Raw genomic sequence first — 20,160 nt, 5'->3', positions numbered from 1 at the left:
GCTGGTACTGATTGCTTTGGTTCGACCTTTACGCCATAAAAATACGATTAATAAGCCGCCTCGAAGTGTGCAGCCGTCTCTTTCCTTGCATGCTTGCCCTGAGGCTTTCTGAGATATTGGATTATCCATGGCACTGGTGAAGACATCTCAACTGGGCGCGAAGGCTACGTCGGCCAAAACCAGTCAGGTCGAGCCCCTGGCTCTCAATGATGGTAAGGCCGCCACCACCCGCCGATCGCAGGACCGCACTCGCCTCCGCCGACAGAAAGCGGCAGAGCGTATCGGCGCAGCGACAGAGGAACTCGCGACCGGGGTCGCCGAGGCCGCATCGGCAGCTGAAGAACTTCGGCGCGCACTAGAGCAGATCGCAAGCGGGGCGGAAGAGGCGGCAGGCGCAGCCCATGAATCCTTCTCCGCAACGACCCACCTCTCCGAACGGTTTTCCGAAGCCCGCTCCGAAGCCGAAACCTCGCGAGGTCGCACCGACAGGCTTCAAACGTCAGTCTTCGAATCCGCCGCGCAGATCGAGTCGTCGATCTCGGCGATCGAAGCAAATGCCGCCCGGCAGATCGCATCTGTCGCCGTTATCGCCAAGCTTCAATCCCAGGCGGAAAGCATTGGTACGACGACTGTCGCAGTCGCCGACATCTCGGATCGAACGAACCTGCTTGCTCTCAATGCGGCAATTGAGGCTGCGCGCGCCGGTGAGAATGGTCGCGGCTTTGCCGTCGTCGCGGAAGAGGTGCGCGCGCTTGCCGAAATTGCCGAGCGCAGTTCTCGCAACGTCAGCCAGCATGCCGAAACGATCGTCGGCGGTGTTACTAGAATCGCTGCAAGAATTGCCGCCGCAGCCGAGAAGGCTCAGACCCAGACGAAGGCTGGACGGACGGTCTCCGAGGAACTTCATGCGGTTCGCACTGGTTTGACGAGCCTCTCGGCGAACAGCCAGTCCATCCTGATCGCGGCGATTGAGGCCGAAGTCGCCACACGCGAGGCGCAGAAAGGTGCCGAGACCGTTGCTGCCGCCGCCGAGCAGCAGTCGGCCGCGGCAGCGCAGTCGCAAAGGGCGGTCGTTCAGCAAAGTTCCGCGCTTGAAGAGAGCCGCCAGACCGCACACGCACTCGCCGTGCTCGCCGATGAACTGATGAGCGAAACCAGCCGGGGTTCCAGAGCGGAAGAACTCAGTTCAGCCGCGGAAGAGCTATCTGCGACGGTACAGGAGCTGTCGGGCGCGGCAGGTGAAATCCTCATCGCAATTGAGCAGATCAGCCGTGGAGCCGAAGCACAGGCCGCTGCGACCCAGCAAGCCAATGCCGCAATGACACAGATTGATAAAAGCGCCTCGCAGGCCCAGGAAAACGCGAGGCAGGCGAGCGCGCGGGCGGAAGAAATTAGGTTGCTGATTGGCAAAAACAAAGCCGGCCTCAATGAAATTGCGGCCGGTATACTCGACGCGCTTGCGGATACATGCGATGCACTGGTCGACTTGACGTCACTGAGCGAGGTCGGTTTCCAGATCGAGCGCACGGTAGATCGGATCGTTCTCGTCGCGGTGCAGACGAGCATGCTTGCCGTTAGCGGCTCGGTGGAAGCTGCACGGGCTGGCGACGCGGGACGGGGCTTCGCGATTGTCTCGACGGACATCCGCAGACTTGCACAGGACGCGGCGGAAAACATCGATGGCGTCAAGGACATCGTGCGTCTGCTCCAGAAACAGATCGCGGTCGTTCAACGCGAACTTGAAGCAATCGTCACGGCTTGCGAGGCGGAAATTGCCAAGAGCAATCTCATCCTGGAACGCCTTGTCGCCGCCGAAGCCGATGTAGAAATGCTGGCGCGGGGCAACGCTTTGATCCTCGAGGCCACGCAGTCTATCCTTGTCGCTGCCAAACAGGTGCAAGCGGGAACGCAGCAGATTGCTTTGGTTGCGCAGGAGGCCAGTGCCGCTTCGCAACAGGCTGCAACGGCAGCACGCGAGCAATCGCGCGGCTCGGAAGATCTTGCGGCTGCCGTCGAGGAAATCGCATCCCTGGCAGACGAACTGCAGATTTCCGGAAGCTGAAATCATGACAGCATTCTCTTCCTCGGCCGGACTAGACGATCGGCGCTTGGTCTTCCAGGTCGGAGACAAGCGCCATGAGATCGACGCGCGGCGGGTGTTCGAGGTGGTCAAGGTGCCTGCCATTACCCGGGTGCCGCATGGCCCGGACGCGCTGGCCGGCATTGCCAACCTGCGCGGCCGCCCCGTACCGGTGCTCTCGATGCGCAGGATCCTGGATTGCGGCCCGGACGCGCGCCAAAATGATGGTAGGATCATCGTCTACGATCACGGCGGAGCGGTCGGCCTGCTTGTCGACGATGTCCTTCGCGTTTCCGCCGACCACGCCTCAGCGCCCTTGCAGGGACTGGGGGATTTGCTCGACGCGTCCTTCAAGGTCGCCCGACGAAAGCCGGTCGACAGAAGCACGCTTGCCACGGCTGAGACCGAAGACAGGTCGACCGAGACGCTTACCGCCTTGTTATCGTTTCGCGTGGCCGGTCAGCTTTACGGCCTGCCGCTCACGGACATTCGCGAGGTCGGTTTGCTTGCAGGGGAAGTTGCAGCCATCCCCAATGCCGCGGGTGCGTTGATCGGGCTTGTACAGCTGCGTCACGGCGTTCTGCCACTGGTTTCTCTCGCTGCACTCCTTGGAATCGGGCGCTCGGGGGAAGATGGCTGCTACATGATCATCGTCGAGCATGAGGGCGACCGCATCGGGCTCGTCGTCGACGAGGTCGATGTCATTCGACGGCTGCCGGAACAGGCGATCGATGTCGTGCCGGCGGTGCTGCAGCGTGGACGCGGAGACGGACAGATCGCCGCAATCGGCCGGATAGCGAACGAAGGGTTGCTGATATCGATCCTGTCCCCCGATAAGCTTTTCGGCCACCATGACGTATCGCAGGCGATCGAACAAAACACAGGAGCAGAATCCGTGGAGGTGAGGCCGGGCACGCAGGATGCGATCGAGCAGTTGCTGATCATCCAGCTCGGCGATGAAGTCTATGGTCTGCCGATTGCGGCCGTGGACGAAGTTATCAGGGTTCCGAGCGAGATCACGCGCATGCCCGGGGCGCCGGATTTCGTGATGGGCGTCATCAACCTGCGTGGCAAGGCCATCCCGCTGATCGACCAGCGCACCCGCTTCTCGACGTCCGCAGCACTTGAGACGATCAAGGCGCGCGCGATCATTCTGACGCTCGGAGCCCTCCAGGCGGGCTTCGTCGTCGATGGCATTTCGGAAGTGAAAGCCGTTTCATCGGCCGCCCTGTCCGCAGCACCGGAATTCTCCTCCGATCAAACGGATGTCTTCGATCGCATCGCACATATCGAATCCGATGGTCGCATGATCCTTCTGATCGATCCGCAAGCGCTCCTGACCCGGGCGGAGCGGGACATCGTTGCCGCGATCACGGATGGCAACACTCTGGCAGGCGGTCCGTGATCCGTCTCTTGATCGTCGAGGATTCCGCCCTGATGCGGAAACTGATGGGCCAGATCTTCCGGGCAGAAGGGGATTTCGAGATCGAATTCGCCCGCGATGGCGTCCAAGCCCTCGATATCCTCCCGCGCTTCCGACCCGACGTCGTCACGCTCGATATCCATATGCCCTTGATGGACGGCCTGACCTGTCTCAATCGCATCATGCTCGAGCACCCCTGCCCCGTGGTCATGGTGTCTTCGCTGACAGCGGAGGGCGCCGAGGAGACCCTTACGGCCCTGGAGATCGGCGCCGTGGATTTCATCGCCAAGCCGACCGGCGCGATTTCACTCGAGATCGACGCGCTGACACCCCGGCTTGTCGAGAAGGTTCGCACCGCCGCAACCGTTCGCATTCGCCGCAGCTTGCGGCTGGCCGAGCGCGTGCGTCTCGGACGAAAGGCCGCAAGTAGGCAGTCCGCCATCGTGCGTCTTCCCAGCGCGGAACGCATCGACCCTACGCGGCCCGACAAGCGGGGTCTTGTGCTGATCGGCGCATCGACCGGTGGACCACCTGCGTTGGACGCGGTACTGGCCCACCTGCCAGAGGACTTTGGGTGGCCCATCCTTGTGGCGCAGCACATGCCAGGGTCCTTCACCGGTCCCCTCGCCCGACGCCTGGACAAGTTGTGCGCGATGAAGGTCAGGGAGGTGACCGAGCAGACACGCATCGAGCCCGCGAACATCTACATTGCAAAAGGTGACGCCGATATCCTCGTGTTGTGCCGAGGGGGGTCTCTCGTCGCAGTGCCGGCCCCGAGCGATCCCAACTACCGATGGCATCCGAGCGTTGATCGGATGGTTCTGTCGGCGATGAAGCACGTCCCGCCGGGCGATCTCGTTGGCGTCCTGATGACCGGCATGGGCAACGACGGTGCGACCGCGATGACGGCCTTGCGGATGGCCGGCGGCTATACAATCGCCGAGGCCGAAGAAACTGCTGTCGTTTGGGGCATGCCGGGCGAACTGGTGCGGCTCGACGGCGCGAGCGAGGTCAAACGTGTCGATGAGATCGGCGCCTGCCTTGCGGATCGGGTTTGCTGATGGCACCTCCTCCGCTCGTGCCGGCTGAACACCCGTCGAGGCTCTCAGCGGCGGACCTCGAGGAAATCTGCGCCATAATCTATAAACGGAGCGGCATGGTCTTCGGGGAGACGAAGCGCTACTATATCGAGCGCCGCGTCACCGACCTGATCCATCAGCGCAAGGCACAAACGGTGAGGAACTATATCTCGCTCCTGCGCAGCGACATGCGCGAATCAGAACTTTTGATCAACAGCTTCACGGTAAATGAGACCTATTTCTACCGTGAGCAGCACCAGCTGGCCTGCCTGAGCAATTCCATCTTGCCGGACATCATCCGCTCGAAAGGTCCGGGTGATCGTATCCGAATCTGGTCCGTGCCTTGTTCGAGCGGCGAGGAGCCCTATTCAATCGCACTGTGGCTGCTTGAGAATTGGCGGCTGGTGGACGCTTACAATATCGAGATCGTCGGATCGGATATCGATACCGCCATCTTGCAGCAGGCGATTGAAGGATACTTTGGCCAGCGATCCCTCTCGCGCCTTCCGGCGGATATCCTCGAGCGATATTTCGAACCGGAAGAGGACCAGCAGCGGCGACTGATCAGCGACCTCCGCGAATCCGTCATCTTTGCCAAGGGCAATATCATCGACCGGCAAAGCGTCGCAGCGCTTGGTCGTTTCGACGTGATATTCTGCCGAAACCTCTTGATCTATTTCGACGAGGCCGCTCGCGAGACGGCCGCCCGCAACCTGCATGGGTTGCTCAATCCCGGTGGCTATATCTGCCTTGGCCACACGGAGTCCATGTCGCGCATTTCGGAAACCTTTGAGCCGGTGCGCTTCCAGGATGCCATTGTTTACCGAGAGACGGGGACGGGTGAATGGATGAGTTGATCGCCCAATTCGCCATCGAGGCGCGCGAGCTCGTGCAACAAGCATCGGACGATCTGCTGGCGCTTGAAGGGAATCCTACGGGTCGTGACAGGCTGGAAGGCGCGTTCCGGGCGATCCATACGCTAAAGGGCTCTGCCGCTCTTTTCGAGTTCGGCCCGATGCTGCGCGTTTTGCATCGGGCTGAAGACCTCCTGTCCCAGGCCCGCGCCGGAAAAATCCTTATAAACGCCAATCTTCTCGAGCCTCTTCTAGCGGTGATTGCATGGATTGACGACAGCATTGACGGCATCGCGCAGGCGGGGCTCCTGCCGGATGCGCAGGAGAGGCAGGCGCCCCGTCTGCTCGGGCTTCTATCGGTGGAAACGGCAGATCATGACGCCGACGCCGTAGGAGACGCTCCGACATCCATTCCCGATTGGGCCACGTCCCTGCATCAGCGCTTCGCATCGTCGGGTAACGACGAGACCGTCGTTGCCATACGTTACGAACCGCACGCTGAATGCTTCTTTAGCGGCGACGATCCAATAGCGACGATGGCACGACTGCCCGCGATCCGGCATCTCTCGGTTTCCCTCAAGGAGCCTGCTCCCTCGCCCGGCGCCTACGATCCCTTCCGCTCCAATCTGCTGATCGAAGCCATCTCGGCCGGTTCGCTTGCCGAGGTCGTTGCCGTCTTCCGCCTCATCCCCGACCAGGTGAAACTGGAGCCTATCTCCGGGCCGGCCGGCGGAGCCGGGCCGACAGCCGTTTCGGATAACACATCCGTGCGGCCGAGTTCGATCATGCGCGTCGACTCAGCACGGATCGACAGACTGATCGAAATTGCCGGCGAACTAATCACCGCCAAGAACGGGCTCGCTCCCCTCGTGGACGATGCCCGCAACCACGGCAACGGCCCCCTTGCGAGGCAGATCGCGGCGAGCCACACCGACATCGAGCGTCTCGTCGCCTCGCTCTACAGCGCCGTGACACAGGCGCGCATGATCCCGCTCGAACACACGTTCCGCCGGTTTCCCCGCCTTGTCCGCGAAACAGCGTCGAAGCTTGGAAAGACGATCGACCTGGTCATCGAAGGCGAAACCGTCGAAGCCGACCGCGAAATAGTCGAGAGTTTGTTCGAGCCGCTGCTGCATCTCATCCGAAACGGCCTCGATCATGGCATTGAGGCGGAGGCAGACCGCGTCCAGCAGTCCAAGCCGGCGAGAGGCCACTTGGTCTTGCGCGCGCGCCAACGCGGCGACCAAATCGAAATCGAGGTCGCGGACGATGGCTGCGGAATGGATCCACAACGAGCAAAGGCAACGGCCATCGCCCGAGGCCTAGTGAGCGAAAGCCAGGCGGCAACGCTCTCGGAACGGGAGATCTTGCAGCTCGCCTTTGCCCCCGGCTTCTCCACAGCCGCCGCGGTGACGGACCTGTCGGGACGCGGCGTGGGCCTCGATGTCGTACAGCGCTCAATTCAATGCCTGGGCGGCACAGTCGACCTGCGGAGCACAGTCGGATCCGGCACCACGTTCACCCTCAGGCTGCCGATCAGCTTTTCGATGACGCAGTTGATGGTCGTCGAGGTTGGCGATGAAAGGTATGGCGTCCCGATCGCCGACGTCATCGAAACACAAAAGTTGCCGATGCACGCCATCCAGCCGGTCAAGGCCGGGCGTGCCTTCATGCTGCGCAATCGCACCATCCCCCTGCTCAAACTGTCGGACCTCCTGCATTTGCCTCTGCCAGACGCCACCCCCGGCGACCTCAAAGTCCTTATCGTGAAGGTGGGACCCGATTTGATAGGCATCGGCGTCGATGCAATCGCCGAGCGGGCAGAAACGTTGACGCGGCCTTTGACGGGCCTTCTCAAAGGTGTTTCCGGCATCGCGGGCACGACACTGCTGGGGGATGGAAAGGTTTTGCTGGTGTTGAACCTTGAGGAACTCATCCAATGACAGTCACATTGCAGGACGATGCAATCACATTGACGGGAGCGTGCGGCGTCGAAGAGGTCGAAAACCTCGTCGGATATCTTGAGCGTCGACAGGACCTGCCTGTGGATCTCGCCGGGGCCACGAGCATCCATACGGCTCTCTGGCAGGCCCTTATGGTGTTCAAACCGGTCGTGACTGGCACACCTGCGTCATCCTTTACATCTGGTCAGGTGCTGCCGGCGTTTCGCGCCTATCTTGAAGAAAGCCAAGAATAGCGGACGTAAATCTTGCGAACGTTTGGTCATGCAAATATGTGTAGTTCAGGCTCGTAGCCGGCAGACTACGACGACTATTTGGAGTGCGAAATGACGATTACAGTCCTGCTCGTGGACGACAGCAAATTGGCCCGGATCGTGGCGGGCAAGGCAATCGCAGCGCTCCAGCCCGAGTGGCAGCGCGTTGAGGCCAACAATGCCGATGAAGCCCTGGCAATCGTTGCGGAGCAGCCGATCGACGTCGCCGTGCTCGACTTCAACATGCCGGACAAGGATGGGTTGGAACTGGCGTCGGAACTTCGCGCCCTCCGTCCCAATATGCCGATCGCCGTGATCACCGCCAACGTTCAGGACGAGATCATCGCCGGTGTTCGCGCGCTAAATGCAACGTTCGTTGCTAAGCCGGTCACACAGGAAGCACTCGCCGGTTTTCTATCCGGAGCGGCGCTTCGGCTGAAGAAGGCCGGAGCATGAGCGGCAACACCTTGGAGCTCGATGAACTTGAGCGCGACGCGCTGACGGAGCTCGTCAATATCGGGGTCAGTCGAGCCGCGGCAAGCTTGCGTAAGATGGTCAACAAGCAGGTCATCCTGTCCGTGCCGTCTGTCGAAGTCGTGACCCGAAAATCGGCAGCTTCCTTGATCGGCCAGCGTGAAAGCGAGACCTTGATTGCCGTCCAACAGCAGTTCGAAGGCCCCTTCTCCGGCCGGGCGCTGCTCATTTTCCCCGAAAGCAACGGCCTGTCTCTCATTCGCGCCATCGTCGGCGACGACATGACGGAAGCCGACCTGATCGAGATGGAAGACGAAGCGCTTGCTGAAACCGGCAATGTCATCCTCAATGGCTGCCTCGGTTCGATGGCGAACATGCTGCAGCACACGCTGAAAATGTCTCTGCCTAACGTTCGCCGTGGGGACAGCGCGCTACTCTTCGAGACCCTGGTCAGCGGCGGCGAAGAGAGCTTCGTGTTGTTCCTCTATATCAACTTCTCCGTCCGGGAACGCGACATTCGTGGCTACATCGCCATGATCATGGACCTGCCGTCTCTGGAGAACCTAAAACAGCTCATCGCTGCATTTATCGATCGCGTGATGACGGAAAACGAATGAAGGACGCGGATGCGTATCGGCGTTGGTCATGACTGAGGATATGAGCGAGGCAACGGACGCATTGGTTCAAATCGAAGCCGAACTCGAACGTGCGCGCCGCCGTTTGCAATTGACCCTGGACGCGGCCGGTGAGACTTGCGGATGGGAATGGGATATCCCGCGCAAGCGCTTCGTTGCAGATGCACGATTTGCGGCGATGACGCAGCAAGACCCCCTCACGCTAGCAGACGGAACCTCTCCCGACCGGTTTTTCACCTCGATCCATCCAGACGATCTCAAGCGGGTAAAGCTCGCCGTTGCCGGCATGCTGGCGGGATCAGAGGTCTTGTCCAAGGAATACAGACTTCGCCGAAATGACGGTGGATACCGATGGGTTCATGCCAGCGGTCAGACTATCCTTGATGCAAATGATGATCCTCTAACGTTTTCCGGCATGTTGGTCGACATCACCGAGCAGAAGCGTGTCAGTGAGCAGCTTCGGATCGCCCAATCTGCCGGGGGGATAGGTACCTTCGAGCATGTCGTCGGATATGGCACGATCAGCGTTTCGGAGCAGTTCTGCCGACTATTCGGCCTGCACCCGACGCGCGTCCTCCCCATCGGCACGTTGAATGATCTCATTCACCCGGACGACGAGCGGGTGATCGACCTCAGCGATCCGAATGCCCTCCAGAATGATCGGCATATCGAGTTTCGCGTCACACGCGCCGACGACGGCGCCGAGCGCTGGCTGGCACGCCGCGGTGAATATGTTGATGACATCAAGAGCAGCGGTCGACGTTATGTTGGGGTAATCTTTGATGTCACCGATGCCAAGCGGACCCAGGAAAGCCTGCACGCGGCCAACGACGCCCTCGCCAAGCTTGCGCAAGAGAGCATGCGAGAGCGAAATCGCGTCTGGAACAATTCGCGTGACCTCCTTGTGGTGCTCGACACCGCCGGCGTATTTCGGGACGTCAGCCCGGCGTGGGCAGAGATACTTGGCCACGATCCGGACGACGTCATCGGCCGGCCGATTGTCGAATTTGTGTGGCCGGAGGACGTTGATCTCGTCCGCGCAGAGATGCGCAAAGCGGCCGAGAATGTCTACAATGATCTCGAAATCCGTGTATCCAGTATCGACGGTGCGCCGCGCACCATCTCCTGGAGAACGTCGCGGGAGGACGATCGGATATTTGCCTACGGTCGCGACGTCACGTTGGAGAAGGAACAAAAGACTATTCTCGAGCAAACCGAAGCGCAGTTGCGCCAGGCGCAGAAGATGGAAGCGGTGGGGCAGCTTACAGGTGGCATCGCGCACGACTTCAACAATATGCTCACCGGCGTGATCGGAGCCTTGTCGCTCATTAAGAGGCGCATTGCAGCAAACCGTCTGGACGAATTGGACAAATTCATCAATGCGGCGACGTCCTCAGCCGAACGTGCGGCAGCCCTGACCCATCGTCTGCTGGCCTTCTCCCGCCGGCAACCACTTGACCGCCAACCGGTTGATGTGAATGGGCTGGTGACATCGATGGAGGATCTTTTCCGTCGCACCTTGGGCGAGCAGGTGGAACTGCTTATCAATCTTGCGCCCGATACCTGGGAGGCCGTCACAGATCATAATCAGCTGGAAAGTGCCGTTCTCAACCTTGTTATCAACGCGCGTGACGCGATGCCGGAAGGCGGCAAACTTACCGTCGAGACAAGTAACGTCGTCCTTTCAGCATCCGATCTGGCTCAAGGAGAAACGTTGAAGCCGGGGAGCTATGTCGTGCTCGCCGTCAGCGACACCGGCATAGGCATGTCGCAAGCGACAATCGAGAAGGCGTTCGACCCGTTTTTCACCACGAAGCCAATTGGCCAGGGAACCGGCCTCGGCCTCTCGATGATTTACGGTTTCGCCCAGCAATCAGGTGGACATGTCCATATCTACAGCCGTGTCGGTTTGGGAACGACAATCAAGCTCTACCTGCCGCAAAGCCTCGATGAGAGAATATCGGATGAGGGCCTGATTAAACAAGGGGCCGCCCCTCCGCGCGGAGAAGGGCAAACCGTGCTGGTCGTTGAGGATGACGATTCGGTTCGCATGCTCGTCGTCGATCTCCTGAAGGAACTTGGATATCGCGTAATCGAAGCTATCGACGGCGTAGAGGCGATGCCCGTTATCGAGGGCAAGGGACGCCTTGACCTCCTGGTCTCTGACGTCGGACTACCCGGCCTAAACGGCAGACAACTGGCAGAGATTGCGATCGCGACCCGCCCCTCGCTCAAAATTCTCTTTATCACCGGTTACGCAGCAACCGCGGCATCGCGCGCTGATTTCCTCGCACCAGGCATGGAGATGATCACCAAGCCATTTGCAATCGACTTGCTCGCAAGAAAGGTAAACGAGATGCTCAGCACCGGTCCGTAGACCGTTCGCGCTTTCGCTACGTTCGTGAGTAGATTGGGTCGTCGCGGTGCACCGACGGCAAATCGACTACGAATGAAAGGCCGGCGATTGCCGGCCTTCTGCTTGAACGCTTTATCGCCTGTAGCACGGGCCTTCTTGGTCACCGGACCGTAGGATCTAATGTATCGTGAAAGCGCGTCCAGCCGCCTCGATGTTGAGATCCTTTGCACCCAGTTGAATGGATAGACCCTCCGCCAGCGCGCCTGCCGAAAACTGGTGGCAGATGCTTGTTGGCCTTTACTTGTACAAATCCCTAAATTTTCGCAAACGTCACGAGAGGAACCTAGCCGAAATCCGTTATGTGATCCCCAATCGTGATGATCGTAGGGCGCGGCCGCAGAAGTAATCTATCAATCAGAAGGTTCGACAGACCAATAGGATTGGAATGTATTTCATCTACCGACTTGAAATATGGGTCCATCAGCGGAACCTGTGGTCAATTCCGAGGTTAATAGACAGCTCAACCTAGGGAGAATGAAAATGAATAAGTCTGTCTCTATCGCACTTGCATCCCTTTTTGCCGTCGTCCCCCTTGGCGGCCTTGCCTATTCGCAGGACAACTCCGGGGGCGACACGGGGCGTGATACGGTGATTGAAAATGGCAAGACCGTCACCACCGACGGATCTGATCCGACCGGCCAAACCACTGAATCGGGTTCGGTTGCAGGAGATAATGTTGCAACGATGAGTAATGTTGAAGTTGTGCAGCTTTCGACGCTCGAGGCCGACAAGAGCGCGAGCAGCGAAGCCGAGACGTTGAAGCTGAAAGTTAACGATCCCGTCACGATGAAAAAGGTTCAGGATGAGCTGTCGACTGATCAGGCACTCGTCGATGCACTCACCGCGAAAAACGTCCAGATCCAGAACGTGATCGACGTTAAGACCTCTGCAACCGGCGGCAAGATCGTCTATGTGAAGTAACGCGCGCCCACCGTTCCGGAAACGTCAAAACACCCCGCGAGGTAAGCTGGCGGGGTGTTTCCGCTAATACGACTGCAGACATGTGAGCTAGCGCGGCCCTGGTGCAGATAAAATGACCACTTTCGTCGGGTCGGCCATCACACTACTCCGCCCGATGTCGCTGGGCTAACTAGTCTGCCACCAACCAACGAATCTTTTCCCGCGCCACCATAAAGCTTATCATTGCCGCACTGACCCCACATGCGGTCGTTGCCATAACTACCCCACAAACGATTACTGCTTCGTCGTCTGTCTGCGCCTCGCCCATGATCGACCATTTCTGCGGATCCATTGCCTGCCCGTTGTTCCAATCCAGCTAAGAGTGAGAGCCTTACCGAGCCCGTCACCGCGAGGCTTGGCATCCGAACATCGTACTAGCCCGCGAAGCTGGGACCACACCAGCGATCACGCACCTCTTATGATCGAGATCGAACCGCCCGCGGATGGAGGTCAGGCCGGCGCCTGCTGCATCGCCCGGCGCTCGCGCGCCCTCACGGCTCGCCTTGCCACGCGCAACTCTTCGAGGGTCGGCAGCCACCAGCCGCGCTGGCGCTCGTCGTCGCCGGGTTCGGTTCGCGAGGGCCAGGTCTGCACCAACTCATCCAGCGACGGCATTCGCCATGATCCCCAGACATGATCGTCGGCGATGCCGGGATAGAGGTCAGCGATCTCGTCGTGCTCGACCAGTTCGCCGGTGATGTCAGCCACGACGATAATCCCGTACGGTGTCGTCGCGATCGGCCGGTCCGACGGAGGCAGGTCATGGGCGGGGAGCGGGATGCGACGACGCTTGCGCTCGGCCGCTTGCCGACGGGTCGTTCTTTCCTCTTCGGTCCCCTTGCGCGCCGCAGCGCGTTTGCGCCTTTCGTTGGGCTCACACCGCTGTGCTTCCATCTCGATGGCCTGCCAGTGGTCGACAAGATCGTCATAGGAGGAGAAAGGCACCCGCCAGACCTTGTGGTGGCCGTCCCAGCGGGCGAAGGGCACCTGCCGGATTTCCTCGACAAGTTTGCGGGAATAGGGCGTCGTGATGCGGAGCCCGCTTTTATCGACGCCGAGATAGGGGCTGAGGATCGGCTCGAAAGCGAAAGCATCCCTGCCCTTCGCCTCTGCGTAGGGATCGGCACGGGATTCTTCCTTGGCCATCCAGCGATCGATGCGTCGGCGCGCCGTCTTGCCGGGAACGATCCACGCCTTTCGCCGGTCGCTCCAGCGGGCGCGCGGAAAGGTCTCGCGAAACCGCTGCACTGTCATGCGGTCGAACGGGAAGGAGACAGAGGCACGCTCGCCGCCATCTTCGGCTCCATCGGCAATCTCAACATCTTCCATCATAACATCATCGCTCGCGGCCGAGGCGACCGAGACCTCAGCGTTTTGTGCGCCGATCACCGCGCTCGCGTTGCCGGGCCAACTTCAGTCTCCGCCGTCTTGCATCCCGCCAGGTTGCTGTCCCGGAAGAACGCACTCGCACCGTAAAAGATGCAGCGAATCAATGGCGTATTCGCGACTCGCAAAAAAGAAGGCGAGGAGCACCTAAGTTATTGATTTCCGATTCTTTTCGACTCGGAACAAATTCCTTCCTGATTCGCTTGACTCGTTTTGGTTGCGTCGAGTCGGGAGTGTTCAAGATGGCCGGTCATCGTGCTCAGTGGAAGGGTTTCATCAAGTTTGGCGAGGTGAGCTGTGGCGTCGGCCTTTACACGGCCGCAAGCACCTCCGAGCGGATTTCCTTCCATACGATCAATAAAAAAACCGGCAATCGCGTCAACCGCGTTTTTGTCGACAGCGACACCGGCAAGGAGGTCGAGCGCGAGGATCAGACAAAGGGCTTCGAGATCGAGAACGGCCAGTACATCATGATCGATCCGGAGGAGGTGACGGCGACCATTCCCGACAGCAACAAGACGCTGACCATCGAGGCATTCATCGCCTGCTCCGATGTCGACGACGTCTATTTCGACAAACCGTATTATCTCGTGCCTACTGATCGGGTTTCGTCGGACGCCTTCACCGCGCTGCGGGACGCCATGGAAAAGTCGAAGGTCGCCGCAGTCGCACGTACCGTCCTGTTTCGCCGCATGCGCACCGTGTTGATCCGAACGCATGGCAAGGGCCTGATCGCCACGACGATGCAATATGACTACGAGGTCCGCTCTTCGGAGAAGGCGTTTGAGGAGGTGCCGAAGCTGCGGATCAAGGGCGAGATGCTGGATCTCGCCAAGCACATTATCGCCACCAAGAAAGGAACTTTCGATCCCGCCGCGTTCGACGATCGCTACGAGACGGCGGTCGCTGAACTGGTGAAGGCAAAAATCGAAGGCAAGGCCCTGCCGAAGCGCAAGGAGGTCAAGGTCTCCAAACCGGACGATCTGCTGGCTGCGCTACGCGAAAGTGCCAAGATGCTGAAGGCCAGCAATGACAAGCCGAAGCCCGCTGCTGCCAATGCCAACAAGGGCGCCGGGCGCAAGCCCGCGGCGCGTGCGACGGCATCGAAGGCGCGCCGCTCGACGGCAGCACAGCGTAGAGCCGGTTGAGGAGAACGATCATGGCGCCGCGTCCCTATTGGAAAGGCTATCTGAAGCTCTCCCTCGTCACCTGCCCGGTCTCCATGTCACCGGCGACCTCGGAGAGCGACAAGGTCCGCTTCCACACCTTGAACAGGGAGACTGGAAATCGTGTCGTCTCGCAATATGTCGATACCGTCACGCGCAAGCCGGTGAAGGATGAGGACGAGGTCAAGGGTTATGCCCGCGGCGAGAACGACTATGTCCTGCTCACCGACGAGGAACTGGACGCCGTCGCGCTCGATACGGTGAAGACCATAGATATCGACAAGTTCGTCCCGCGTGACAGCATCGAGTGGATCTATCTCGAAAAACCGCATTATCTCGTGCCGGACGATCCGGTCGGCCATGAGGCCTTCGCGGTTATCCGCGACGCCATGGCGTCCGACGAGGTGTTTGGGGTGTCGCGCCTGGTCATCGGTCGACGCGAACGGGCGGTCGTGCTCGAACCGCGCGGCGAGGGTATTGTGCTCTGGACGCTGCGCTTCGGCGACGAGGTCCGGCCGGAAGAGTCCTACTTCGAGGACATCGACAACAAATCGGACCCCGACCTCATTTCCCTCGTTCAGAAATTCATCAATCAGCACACCAAGGAATGGTCGGCAGATATGGTTTCTGACCCTGTGCAGGAAGCTCTGCTGGGCATTATCGCGAAAAAGAAGAAGGCGCTGAAACCCTCGAAGAAGGGCAAGGCCAAGGATGACGGCGCGGCCACCGAAAGCAATGTCATCGACATCATGGACGCGTTGCGCAAGAGCCTGGCCGCCGGTGGAAAAGGCAAGCGTGCATGATCTTCAAAAACGTCACCTATGTTCGAACTCTCGCATGTGATGGATACCGATGAAACAAAAGCGCCGGTCTGCCATACCGTTGTACGATGAGTCCGGCGAGACACTGCAGTCTCGCCCGGTTCGCAAACGCGATGCTGAGCAGCCAAGCCTTCCTTTCGATCCGATGCCCCATCGCGTCGAGCCCTGTCTCGCCCTTCTTGGTCCAACACCGCCGGAGGGGCCGGAATGGCTCTACGAGATCAAATGGGACGGGTATCGCCTGGCCATCCACATCGAGCCCAACGCGGTGCGAATCATCACCCGCGGCGGCCATGACTGGACACATAGGTTTCCCAAGATTGCACAAGCGGCCAAAAAGCTGGGCTTCGGGACCGCCATCCTCGACGGTGAGGCAGTGGTTCTCAACAAGGAGGGCTACGCGGATTTCGGGGCGCTGCAGCGCTCGCTCGGCGGTCGCGGCGGCAAGCGTGCCTCAACGGAGGCCGTCTTTTTCGCTTTTGATCTCCTCTACTTCGATGGCCACGATCTGACGAAGACGGAGCTTTTGGTTCGACGGCATCTGCTTTCGGATTTCCTCGAGGGCGCAGTCGGCGCGGTACAGCTTTCGGAGGAGGCTTGCGGCGACGGCGCCGAACTGCTCGCGAATGCCTGCTCGATGGACCTTGAAGGCATTATCGCCAAGCACCGCGACCGGCCGTATCGTCCCGGCCGCACCGGCGATTGGGTCAAGATCAAATGCGTCCAGAGTGAGAGCTTCATGATCGTCGGCTACGAGCAATCCTCTGCGGCGCGTGGCGGGATCGGTAGCCTGCTTCTTGCTGCCCGCAAGGGAGACGGTTGGGTCTCGGTCGGGTCGGTCGGGACCGGGTTCAAGACGGCGGATGCCGAATACCTGCGCAAGACGCTGGACAAGCTGAAGACGAAGAAACCAGTCGTGCCGCTCAAAGGTAAGAACTACGTCTTCGCCCTGCCCACCCTGGTCGCCGAGATCGAATTCCGCGGCTGGACCGACGACGGCAACCTGCGTCACGCCTCCTACAAAGGCCTGCGCGAAGTCCAGGACAATGCCGCGGTGTTCGATATGGATACTTTGGCCGGCAAGTGATCGTCCTTATCGATCGAGATCTGCGTGGTTGAGACCGAAATGATCCAACACCAGCTGCAGATTGCGGCGGTTGGATTTGAAATAGACGTCGAAGACGTCGCCCAGAACCGGCACGCTTCCCGCGACCGTATCGAAGCCGACATTGACCAGCATCTTAACGAGCTTGTCATTCGGCACGCCGAGACGGCGAGCCTCGTTGACGATGACGAGACTGACGGCCGCCGCCGCAAAATCACCGACGCCAGGGACAAGGCCGAGGACCGAGTCCGCACCCAGCGAAATCCGCGTTCCGGGAATGCGTAGCGCAGTATCCATCAGTCGCACTAGTCCGCGGATACGCCGCAGACGCGCTAGGTTTTCCACGGGGAGAGTGTGGTTTTTCATGCTTCCTATTTGGTCCCGACGCTCTGCCGTTCAAAGGTTATGCCGCAGCCTTGTGCTTGGCGAGCCGCTTGATCGCCTGTTCCAGCGAGCGCTCTCCGTCGCAATAGTCTGCCCAGGCGCTCGTCTTTGCCAGCAGCGCCGGTACGGTCCGCACGGTGAACCGGTTCGGATCGAGATCGGATTTGACTTGCGTCCAGGTCAGCGGCATCGACACGGTCGCGCCGGGCCGAGCCCGTGGCGACAGGGGAGCCACCGCCGTCGCCATGCGATCATTGCGCAGATAGTCCAGAAAGATCCGTCCTCCCCGCAGGCTCTTGGTCATCTTGATGAGGTAGGCGTCGGGATTGTTGCGCGCCATTTCCTCGCAAACGTCGTGGGCGAAGCCCTTGGCCTCCGCCCACGAGAGCGGCTTGCGTGTATTGATCGCGAGCGGCGTGACGACGTGCAGCCCCTTGCCGCCGGTCGTCTTGCAGAAGCTGATGAGGCCGAGGTCGTCCAGCCTGTCGCGCATCTCGCGCGCGGCCGCCACCACCGACGCGAACGGCACGTCAGGGCCGGGGTCGAGGTCGAACACCAGCCGGCCAGGCACTTCGGGTTTTCCCGGTTCGCAGTTCCACGGATGCAGCTCGATGCCGCCGATCTGCGCGATGGCGATGAGGCCTTCGATCCGGTCAACTTGCAGGTATGGCTTCTTGTCGCCGAAGACCTTGACCAGTTCCAGAAGGTTCGAGGTACCCGGCATGGCGTGGCGCTGGAAGAATTGTTCACCGCCGATCCCATCCGGCGCGCGGATGATCGAACACGGTCTGCCCTTCACATGCTCGATGAGCCATGAACCCACGGCCTCATGATACCGGGCCAGATCCTCCTTGGTAACCGGTTTATTGTCACCCGCGTCCGGCCAAAGCGGTTTGTCCGGATTGGAGATGAAAACGCCCATGACCTCCGCTTTGGCGCCCTTGCGGCGCGCGGGTCTTGCATTGGATTCCGGCGCAGGCTCGGGCGTCTCCGTCTTTGCTGGCGGGGCCGGCTTCTCGGCTTCGACCTCTGCTGCCGGCTTGTCTTCCCGAAGGCCTTTGAAGGCGGCCTGGCGAACCAGACCGTCGGCTGTCCAGCCGGCGAATTCGATCTCTGCGACCAGCTCGGGCTTAAGCCAGAAGACTTCCTTCTCTCTTTTCGGCGCCCCGATACCGGTGAAGGGCGATTTTGAAGTTTCGAGGGCCTGCAGTTTGGGCAGAAGCGTTTCGACCTTCTTCGCGCCATAGCCCGTGCCGACCCGGCCGACGTAAACGAAGTGGTCGCCACGATTGACGCCGACGAGGAGGGAGCGGAACTTTCCGTTCGTCTTGGCGTAGGCGCCGATGACGACTTCATGCCCCGCCCGGCATTTCGATTTCGCCCAGGTGTCGGTGCGCCCGGATCGATAGGGCGCATCCGCCTGTTTCGAGACAATCCCCTCAAGCGAGAGCTTGCAAGCCGAGCGGAGGACCGCATCGCCGCCGGTGTCGAAATGCTCGACAAAACGCAGATGCGGATCCTTGGGCGCGTCCACAAGCAGCTCCTGCAGCCGAGCTTTCCGGTCGACCAGGTGCTTTTCGCGAAGGTCTTCCCCGCCATCGAACAGAAGGTCGAACGCGAAATAGACGAGATTGCGGGTGTTGCCCTCCGACAGCGCTGCCTGCAATGCGGCAAAGTCCGGGGCGCCGTTGTCGTCGAGCGCGCAAATCTCCCCGTCTATAATACAATCGGGAAGCGCCGCGGCTGCTTGCGCGATCTCAGGATACTTCGCGGTCCAGTCCAGGCCCTTGCGGGTTTTCAGCGTCACCTCACCGTCGGCGACCCGCATCTGTATCCTGTACCCGTCGAACTTGATCTCATGCAGCCAGTTGTCGCCGGCCGGAGGGCGTTGGAGTGTCTGGCAGAGTTGCGGCGCGATGAAGTCGGGCAGGTCTGCGGCTGTGGATATTGCTACATCCTTGCGGGCCTTCTTTTTGCGCTCATCGGCCGCGAGGCCGTGCTTGCTATCCCAAACAGCATCGGCCTCGACGTCCCCGCTCGCCATCATAAATGGCCTCGGCTTCGGACCTTTGCCGCCGGCGATCTGCTCCATCCTCCGGCCGGATGCGACCGAGGTCATGTTGTCGGTCAGGATGGCCGCGCCGTTCTCATCGACGGCGTGATCGTCGTGATGCTTGATCAGCAGCCAGTTGGTCCGCTTTCCACCGTCGCGATCGTTGCGCATCCGCACGAGAACGAAGCTGCCATTCAGGCGCTTGCCATGGAGCACGAACTTGAAGTCACCCTTCTTCAAAGCTTCTTCGGGGGTCTTGTTGCCCTCTTGCTCCCAGTAGCCACGATCCCACAGCATGACCGTACCACCCCCATATTGGCCTTTCGGGATGGTGCCTTCAAAGTCGCCATAGTCGAGCGGATGATCCTCGACTTCGACGGCCAGCCGCTTGTCATGCGGATCGAGCGATGGGCCCTTTGTCACAGCCCAGGATTTGAATACGCCGTCCAGTTCAAGGCGCAGATCGTAATGCAGCCGTGTGGCGTCGTGCTTCTGGATAATAAAACGCAGGCGGCTCGAGGATTTGACGGCCGTCGAGCCACTTGGCTCCTGCGTCTGCTTGAAATCCCGCTTCTTCTTGTAGGTCGAGAGCTTGTCGGCCATGACCCGCCTCACCAGATCCTGCCGTCAATCTGCGAGGCGATCATCGGCACGGCGGCCGCGCCGGGCCCGCCAAGACGGAGACGCTGCACGAGCCTGCCGAGGAGATAGGTCGTGGCGGCCGTGGCCAGAACCCTGAGCCATGGGTGTACGTCGCCTCGCGAAGGCCGCGCACCCATCCCGTCGGTCTGCTTTCGGATTGAGGTTAGCCGAGCGCGCAGATCGGCAACTTTCCGCCGAAGGGCCTCAATCTGCTGCTGGGCTGCTGGATGTTCGTTCCCAAAGTCCGGATCCTCAGCAGGGCTCTCCTCCTCCAGCTCGGCGAGATGTTCGCGCAGTTGGGCCGGGCTGCCGAAGTCCTTCGCTCGTATATCGGTCATTGCGTTTGTCTCCCGCCACGTCGATGCTTACGGCACCCGAGAATGGTTTGCCGGCGCCGACATGAAAACACACCTGCGCGATGGTTGTTCCGCGCGCGCATCAGCAGCGTGGTTGCGATCAAGATCGGC

General features: G+C 60.3%; 18 protein-coding genes. 13 read left to right on the top strand and 5 right to left on the bottom strand.

Annotation, left to right across the window (positions count from 1 at the left end; all coding sequences use genetic code 11):
• Nucleotides 1–127 precede the first annotated feature (127 nt).
• From AC1Q6Z_RS33570 to AC1Q6Z_RS33525, 10 genes are all read left to right on the top strand, one after another.
• Nucleotides 128–2,062, top strand: a complete 1,935-nt coding sequence (locus tag AC1Q6Z_RS33570; RefSeq protein WP_492650530.1) for a methyl-accepting chemotaxis protein — start codon at nt 128–130, stop codon at nt 2,060–2,062.
• A 46-nt stretch (nt 2,063–2,108) separates the two neighbouring features.
• Nucleotides 2,109–3,485 (top strand): chemotaxis protein CheW, encoded by a 1,377-nt coding sequence (locus tag AC1Q6Z_RS33565; RefSeq protein WP_492650529.1) that lies wholly within the window; start codon nt 2,109–2,111, stop codon nt 3,483–3,485.
• On the top strand, nt 3,482–4,564 hold the full coding sequence (gene cheB / locus AC1Q6Z_RS33560) for a chemotaxis-specific protein-glutamate methyltransferase CheB (RefSeq protein WP_492650528.1): 1,083 nt from the start codon (nt 3,482–3,484) through the stop codon (nt 4,562–4,564). The genes AC1Q6Z_RS33565 and cheB overlap by 4 nt, the downstream gene beginning before the upstream one ends.
• Entirely contained in the window at nt 4,564–5,439 is an 876-nt protein-coding gene (locus tag AC1Q6Z_RS33555) for a CheR family methyltransferase (protein WP_492650527.1), read from the top strand. Before cheB ends, AC1Q6Z_RS33555 begins: the two co-directional genes overlap by 1 nt.
• On the top strand, nt 5,427–7,379 hold the full coding sequence (locus AC1Q6Z_RS33550; RefSeq protein WP_492650526.1) for a chemotaxis protein CheA: 1,953 nt from the start codon (nt 5,427–5,429) through the stop codon (nt 7,377–7,379). Before AC1Q6Z_RS33555 ends, AC1Q6Z_RS33550 begins: the two co-directional genes overlap by 13 nt.
• Nucleotides 7,376–7,633, top strand: coding sequence for a hypothetical protein (locus tag AC1Q6Z_RS33545; protein ID WP_256120254.1), 258 nt, complete (start codon nt 7,376–7,378; stop codon nt 7,631–7,633). The genes AC1Q6Z_RS33550 and AC1Q6Z_RS33545 overlap by 4 nt, the downstream gene beginning before the upstream one ends.
• A gap of 90 nt (nt 7,634–7,723) precedes the next feature.
• Nucleotides 7,724–8,107 (top strand): response regulator, encoded by a 384-nt coding sequence (locus AC1Q6Z_RS33540; protein ID WP_256120255.1) that lies wholly within the window; start codon nt 7,724–7,726, stop codon nt 8,105–8,107.
• Nucleotides 8,104–8,742, top strand: coding sequence for a chemotaxis protein CheC (locus tag AC1Q6Z_RS33535; RefSeq protein ID WP_492650525.1), 639 nt, complete (start codon nt 8,104–8,106; stop codon nt 8,740–8,742). The genes AC1Q6Z_RS33540 and AC1Q6Z_RS33535 overlap by 4 nt, the downstream gene beginning before the upstream one ends.
• A 28-nt stretch (nt 8,743–8,770) precedes the next feature.
• Nucleotides 8,771–11,137: a PAS domain S-box protein gene (locus AC1Q6Z_RS33530; protein WP_492650524.1), complete on the top strand. Its 2,367-nt coding sequence runs from the start codon at nt 8,771–8,773 to the stop codon at nt 11,135–11,137.
• A 519-nt stretch (nt 11,138–11,656) separates the two neighbouring features.
• Entirely contained in the window at nt 11,657–12,097 is a 441-nt protein-coding gene (locus AC1Q6Z_RS33525; RefSeq protein ID WP_492650523.1) for a hypothetical protein, read from the top strand.
• 137 nt (nt 12,098–12,234) lie between these two features.
• On the opposite strand, the gene AC1Q6Z_RS33520 is transcribed toward AC1Q6Z_RS33525, so the two are convergent.
• The gene (locus AC1Q6Z_RS33520) at nt 12,235–12,414 is read right to left on the bottom strand and encodes a hypothetical protein (protein ID WP_492650549.1); all 180 of its coding nucleotides are present in this window, start codon (nt 12,412–12,414) and stop codon (nt 12,235–12,237) included.
• Between the two features lie 172 nt (nt 12,415–12,586).
• The gene (locus AC1Q6Z_RS33515) at nt 12,587–13,468 is read right to left on the bottom strand and encodes a hypothetical protein (protein ID WP_492650522.1); all 882 of its coding nucleotides are present in this window, start codon (nt 13,466–13,468) and stop codon (nt 12,587–12,589) included.
• 296 nt (nt 13,469–13,764) lie between these two features.
• Between AC1Q6Z_RS33515 and ku (AC1Q6Z_RS33510) the strand changes: the two genes are divergently transcribed.
• Genes ku (AC1Q6Z_RS33510) through ligD (AC1Q6Z_RS33500) form a run of 3 tightly spaced genes read left to right on the top strand, consistent with a single transcriptional unit; the run spans nt 13,765 to nt 16,596 of the window.
• Nucleotides 13,765–14,670 carry a non-homologous end joining protein Ku gene (gene ku / locus AC1Q6Z_RS33510; RefSeq protein WP_492650548.1) on the top strand — a complete coding sequence of 302 codons (906 nt, stop codon included), beginning with the start codon at nt 13,765–13,767 and terminating at the stop codon, nt 14,668–14,670.
• Nucleotides 14,671–14,681: 11 nt separating this feature from the next.
• Nucleotides 14,682–15,491: a non-homologous end joining protein Ku gene (ku, locus tag AC1Q6Z_RS33505; protein WP_492650521.1), complete on the top strand. Its 810-nt coding sequence runs from the start codon at nt 14,682–14,684 to the stop codon at nt 15,489–15,491.
• Nucleotides 15,492–15,540: 49 nt separating this feature from the next.
• Nucleotides 15,541–16,596, top strand: coding sequence for a non-homologous end-joining DNA ligase (ligD, locus tag AC1Q6Z_RS33500; RefSeq protein ID WP_492650520.1), 1,056 nt, complete (start codon nt 15,541–15,543; stop codon nt 16,594–16,596).
• A gap of 6 nt (nt 16,597–16,602) precedes the next feature.
• On the opposite strand, the gene AC1Q6Z_RS33495 is transcribed toward ligD (AC1Q6Z_RS33500), so the two are convergent.
• The 3 genes from AC1Q6Z_RS33495 to AC1Q6Z_RS33485 are packed head-to-tail and all read right to left on the bottom strand — an operon-like array spanning nt 16,603 to nt 20,031.
• The gene (locus AC1Q6Z_RS33495; protein ID WP_492650519.1) at nt 16,603–16,980 is read right to left on the bottom strand and encodes a DUF4112 domain-containing protein; all 378 of its coding nucleotides are present in this window, start codon (nt 16,978–16,980) and stop codon (nt 16,603–16,605) included.
• Nucleotides 16,981–17,017: 37 nt separating this feature from the next.
• The gene (gene ligD / locus AC1Q6Z_RS33490; protein WP_492650518.1) at nt 17,018–19,654 is read right to left on the bottom strand and encodes a DNA ligase D; all 2,637 of its coding nucleotides are present in this window, start codon (nt 19,652–19,654) and stop codon (nt 17,018–17,020) included.
• Between the two features lie 8 nt (nt 19,655–19,662).
• Nucleotides 19,663–20,031 carry a hypothetical protein gene (locus tag AC1Q6Z_RS33485; RefSeq protein ID WP_492650517.1) on the bottom strand — a complete coding sequence of 123 codons (369 nt, stop codon included), beginning with the start codon at nt 20,029–20,031 and terminating at the stop codon, nt 19,663–19,665.
• Nucleotides 20,032–20,160: the final 129 nt, after the last annotated feature.

This window comes from Shinella sp. GW835-FHT14H05 (assembly GCF_058793575.1).
Note: the sequence above shows the minus strand (reverse complement) of the source record. Positions and strands in the feature narration are given on the sequence as shown.

What these genes read in the sequence shown, in the direction of transcription:
- AC1Q6Z_RS33570 (WP_492650530.1), top strand. Translation starts at nt 128, where the DNA reads ATGGCACTGGTGAAGACATCTCAACTGGGCGCGAAGGCTACGTCGGCC.
- ligD (WP_492650520.1), top strand. Translation starts at nt 15,541, where the DNA reads ATGAAACAAAAGCGCCGGTCTGCCATACCGTTGTACGATGAGTCCGGC.
- AC1Q6Z_RS33545 (WP_256120254.1), top strand. Translation starts at nt 7,376, where the DNA reads ATGACAGTCACATTGCAGGACGATGCAATCACATTGACGGGAGCGTGC.
- AC1Q6Z_RS33530 (WP_492650524.1), top strand. Translation starts at nt 8,771, where the DNA reads ATGACTGAGGATATGAGCGAGGCAACGGACGCATTGGTTCAAATCGAA.
- AC1Q6Z_RS33550 (WP_492650526.1), top strand. Translation starts at nt 5,427, where the DNA reads ATGGATGAGTTGATCGCCCAATTCGCCATCGAGGCGCGCGAGCTCGTG.
- AC1Q6Z_RS33495 (WP_492650519.1), bottom strand. Translation starts at nt 16,980, where the DNA reads ATGAAAAACCACACTCTCCCCGTGGAAAACCTAGCGCGTCTGCGGCGT.
- ku (WP_492650521.1), top strand. Translation starts at nt 14,682, where the DNA reads ATGGCGCCGCGTCCCTATTGGAAAGGCTATCTGAAGCTCTCCCTCGTC.
- AC1Q6Z_RS33535 (WP_492650525.1), top strand. Translation starts at nt 8,104, where the DNA reads ATGAGCGGCAACACCTTGGAGCTCGATGAACTTGAGCGCGACGCGCTG.
- AC1Q6Z_RS33485 (WP_492650517.1), bottom strand. Translation starts at nt 20,031, where the DNA reads ATGACCGATATACGAGCGAAGGACTTCGGCAGCCCGGCCCAACTGCGC.
- AC1Q6Z_RS33540 (WP_256120255.1), top strand. Translation starts at nt 7,724, where the DNA reads ATGACGATTACAGTCCTGCTCGTGGACGACAGCAAATTGGCCCGGATC.
- ku (WP_492650548.1), top strand. Translation starts at nt 13,765, where the DNA reads ATGGCCGGTCATCGTGCTCAGTGGAAGGGTTTCATCAAGTTTGGCGAG.
- AC1Q6Z_RS33555 (WP_492650527.1), top strand. Translation starts at nt 4,564, where the DNA reads ATGGCACCTCCTCCGCTCGTGCCGGCTGAACACCCGTCGAGGCTCTCA.
- AC1Q6Z_RS33515 (WP_492650522.1), bottom strand. Translation starts at nt 13,468, where the DNA reads ATGATGGAAGATGTTGAGATTGCCGATGGAGCCGAAGATGGCGGCGAG.
- AC1Q6Z_RS33525 (WP_492650523.1), top strand. Translation starts at nt 11,657, where the DNA reads ATGAATAAGTCTGTCTCTATCGCACTTGCATCCCTTTTTGCCGTCGTC.
- ligD (WP_492650518.1), bottom strand. Translation starts at nt 19,654, where the DNA reads ATGGCCGACAAGCTCTCGACCTACAAGAAGAAGCGGGATTTCAAGCAG.
- AC1Q6Z_RS33520 (WP_492650549.1), bottom strand. Translation starts at nt 12,414, where the DNA reads ATGGTCGATCATGGGCGAGGCGCAGACAGACGACGAAGCAGTAATCGT.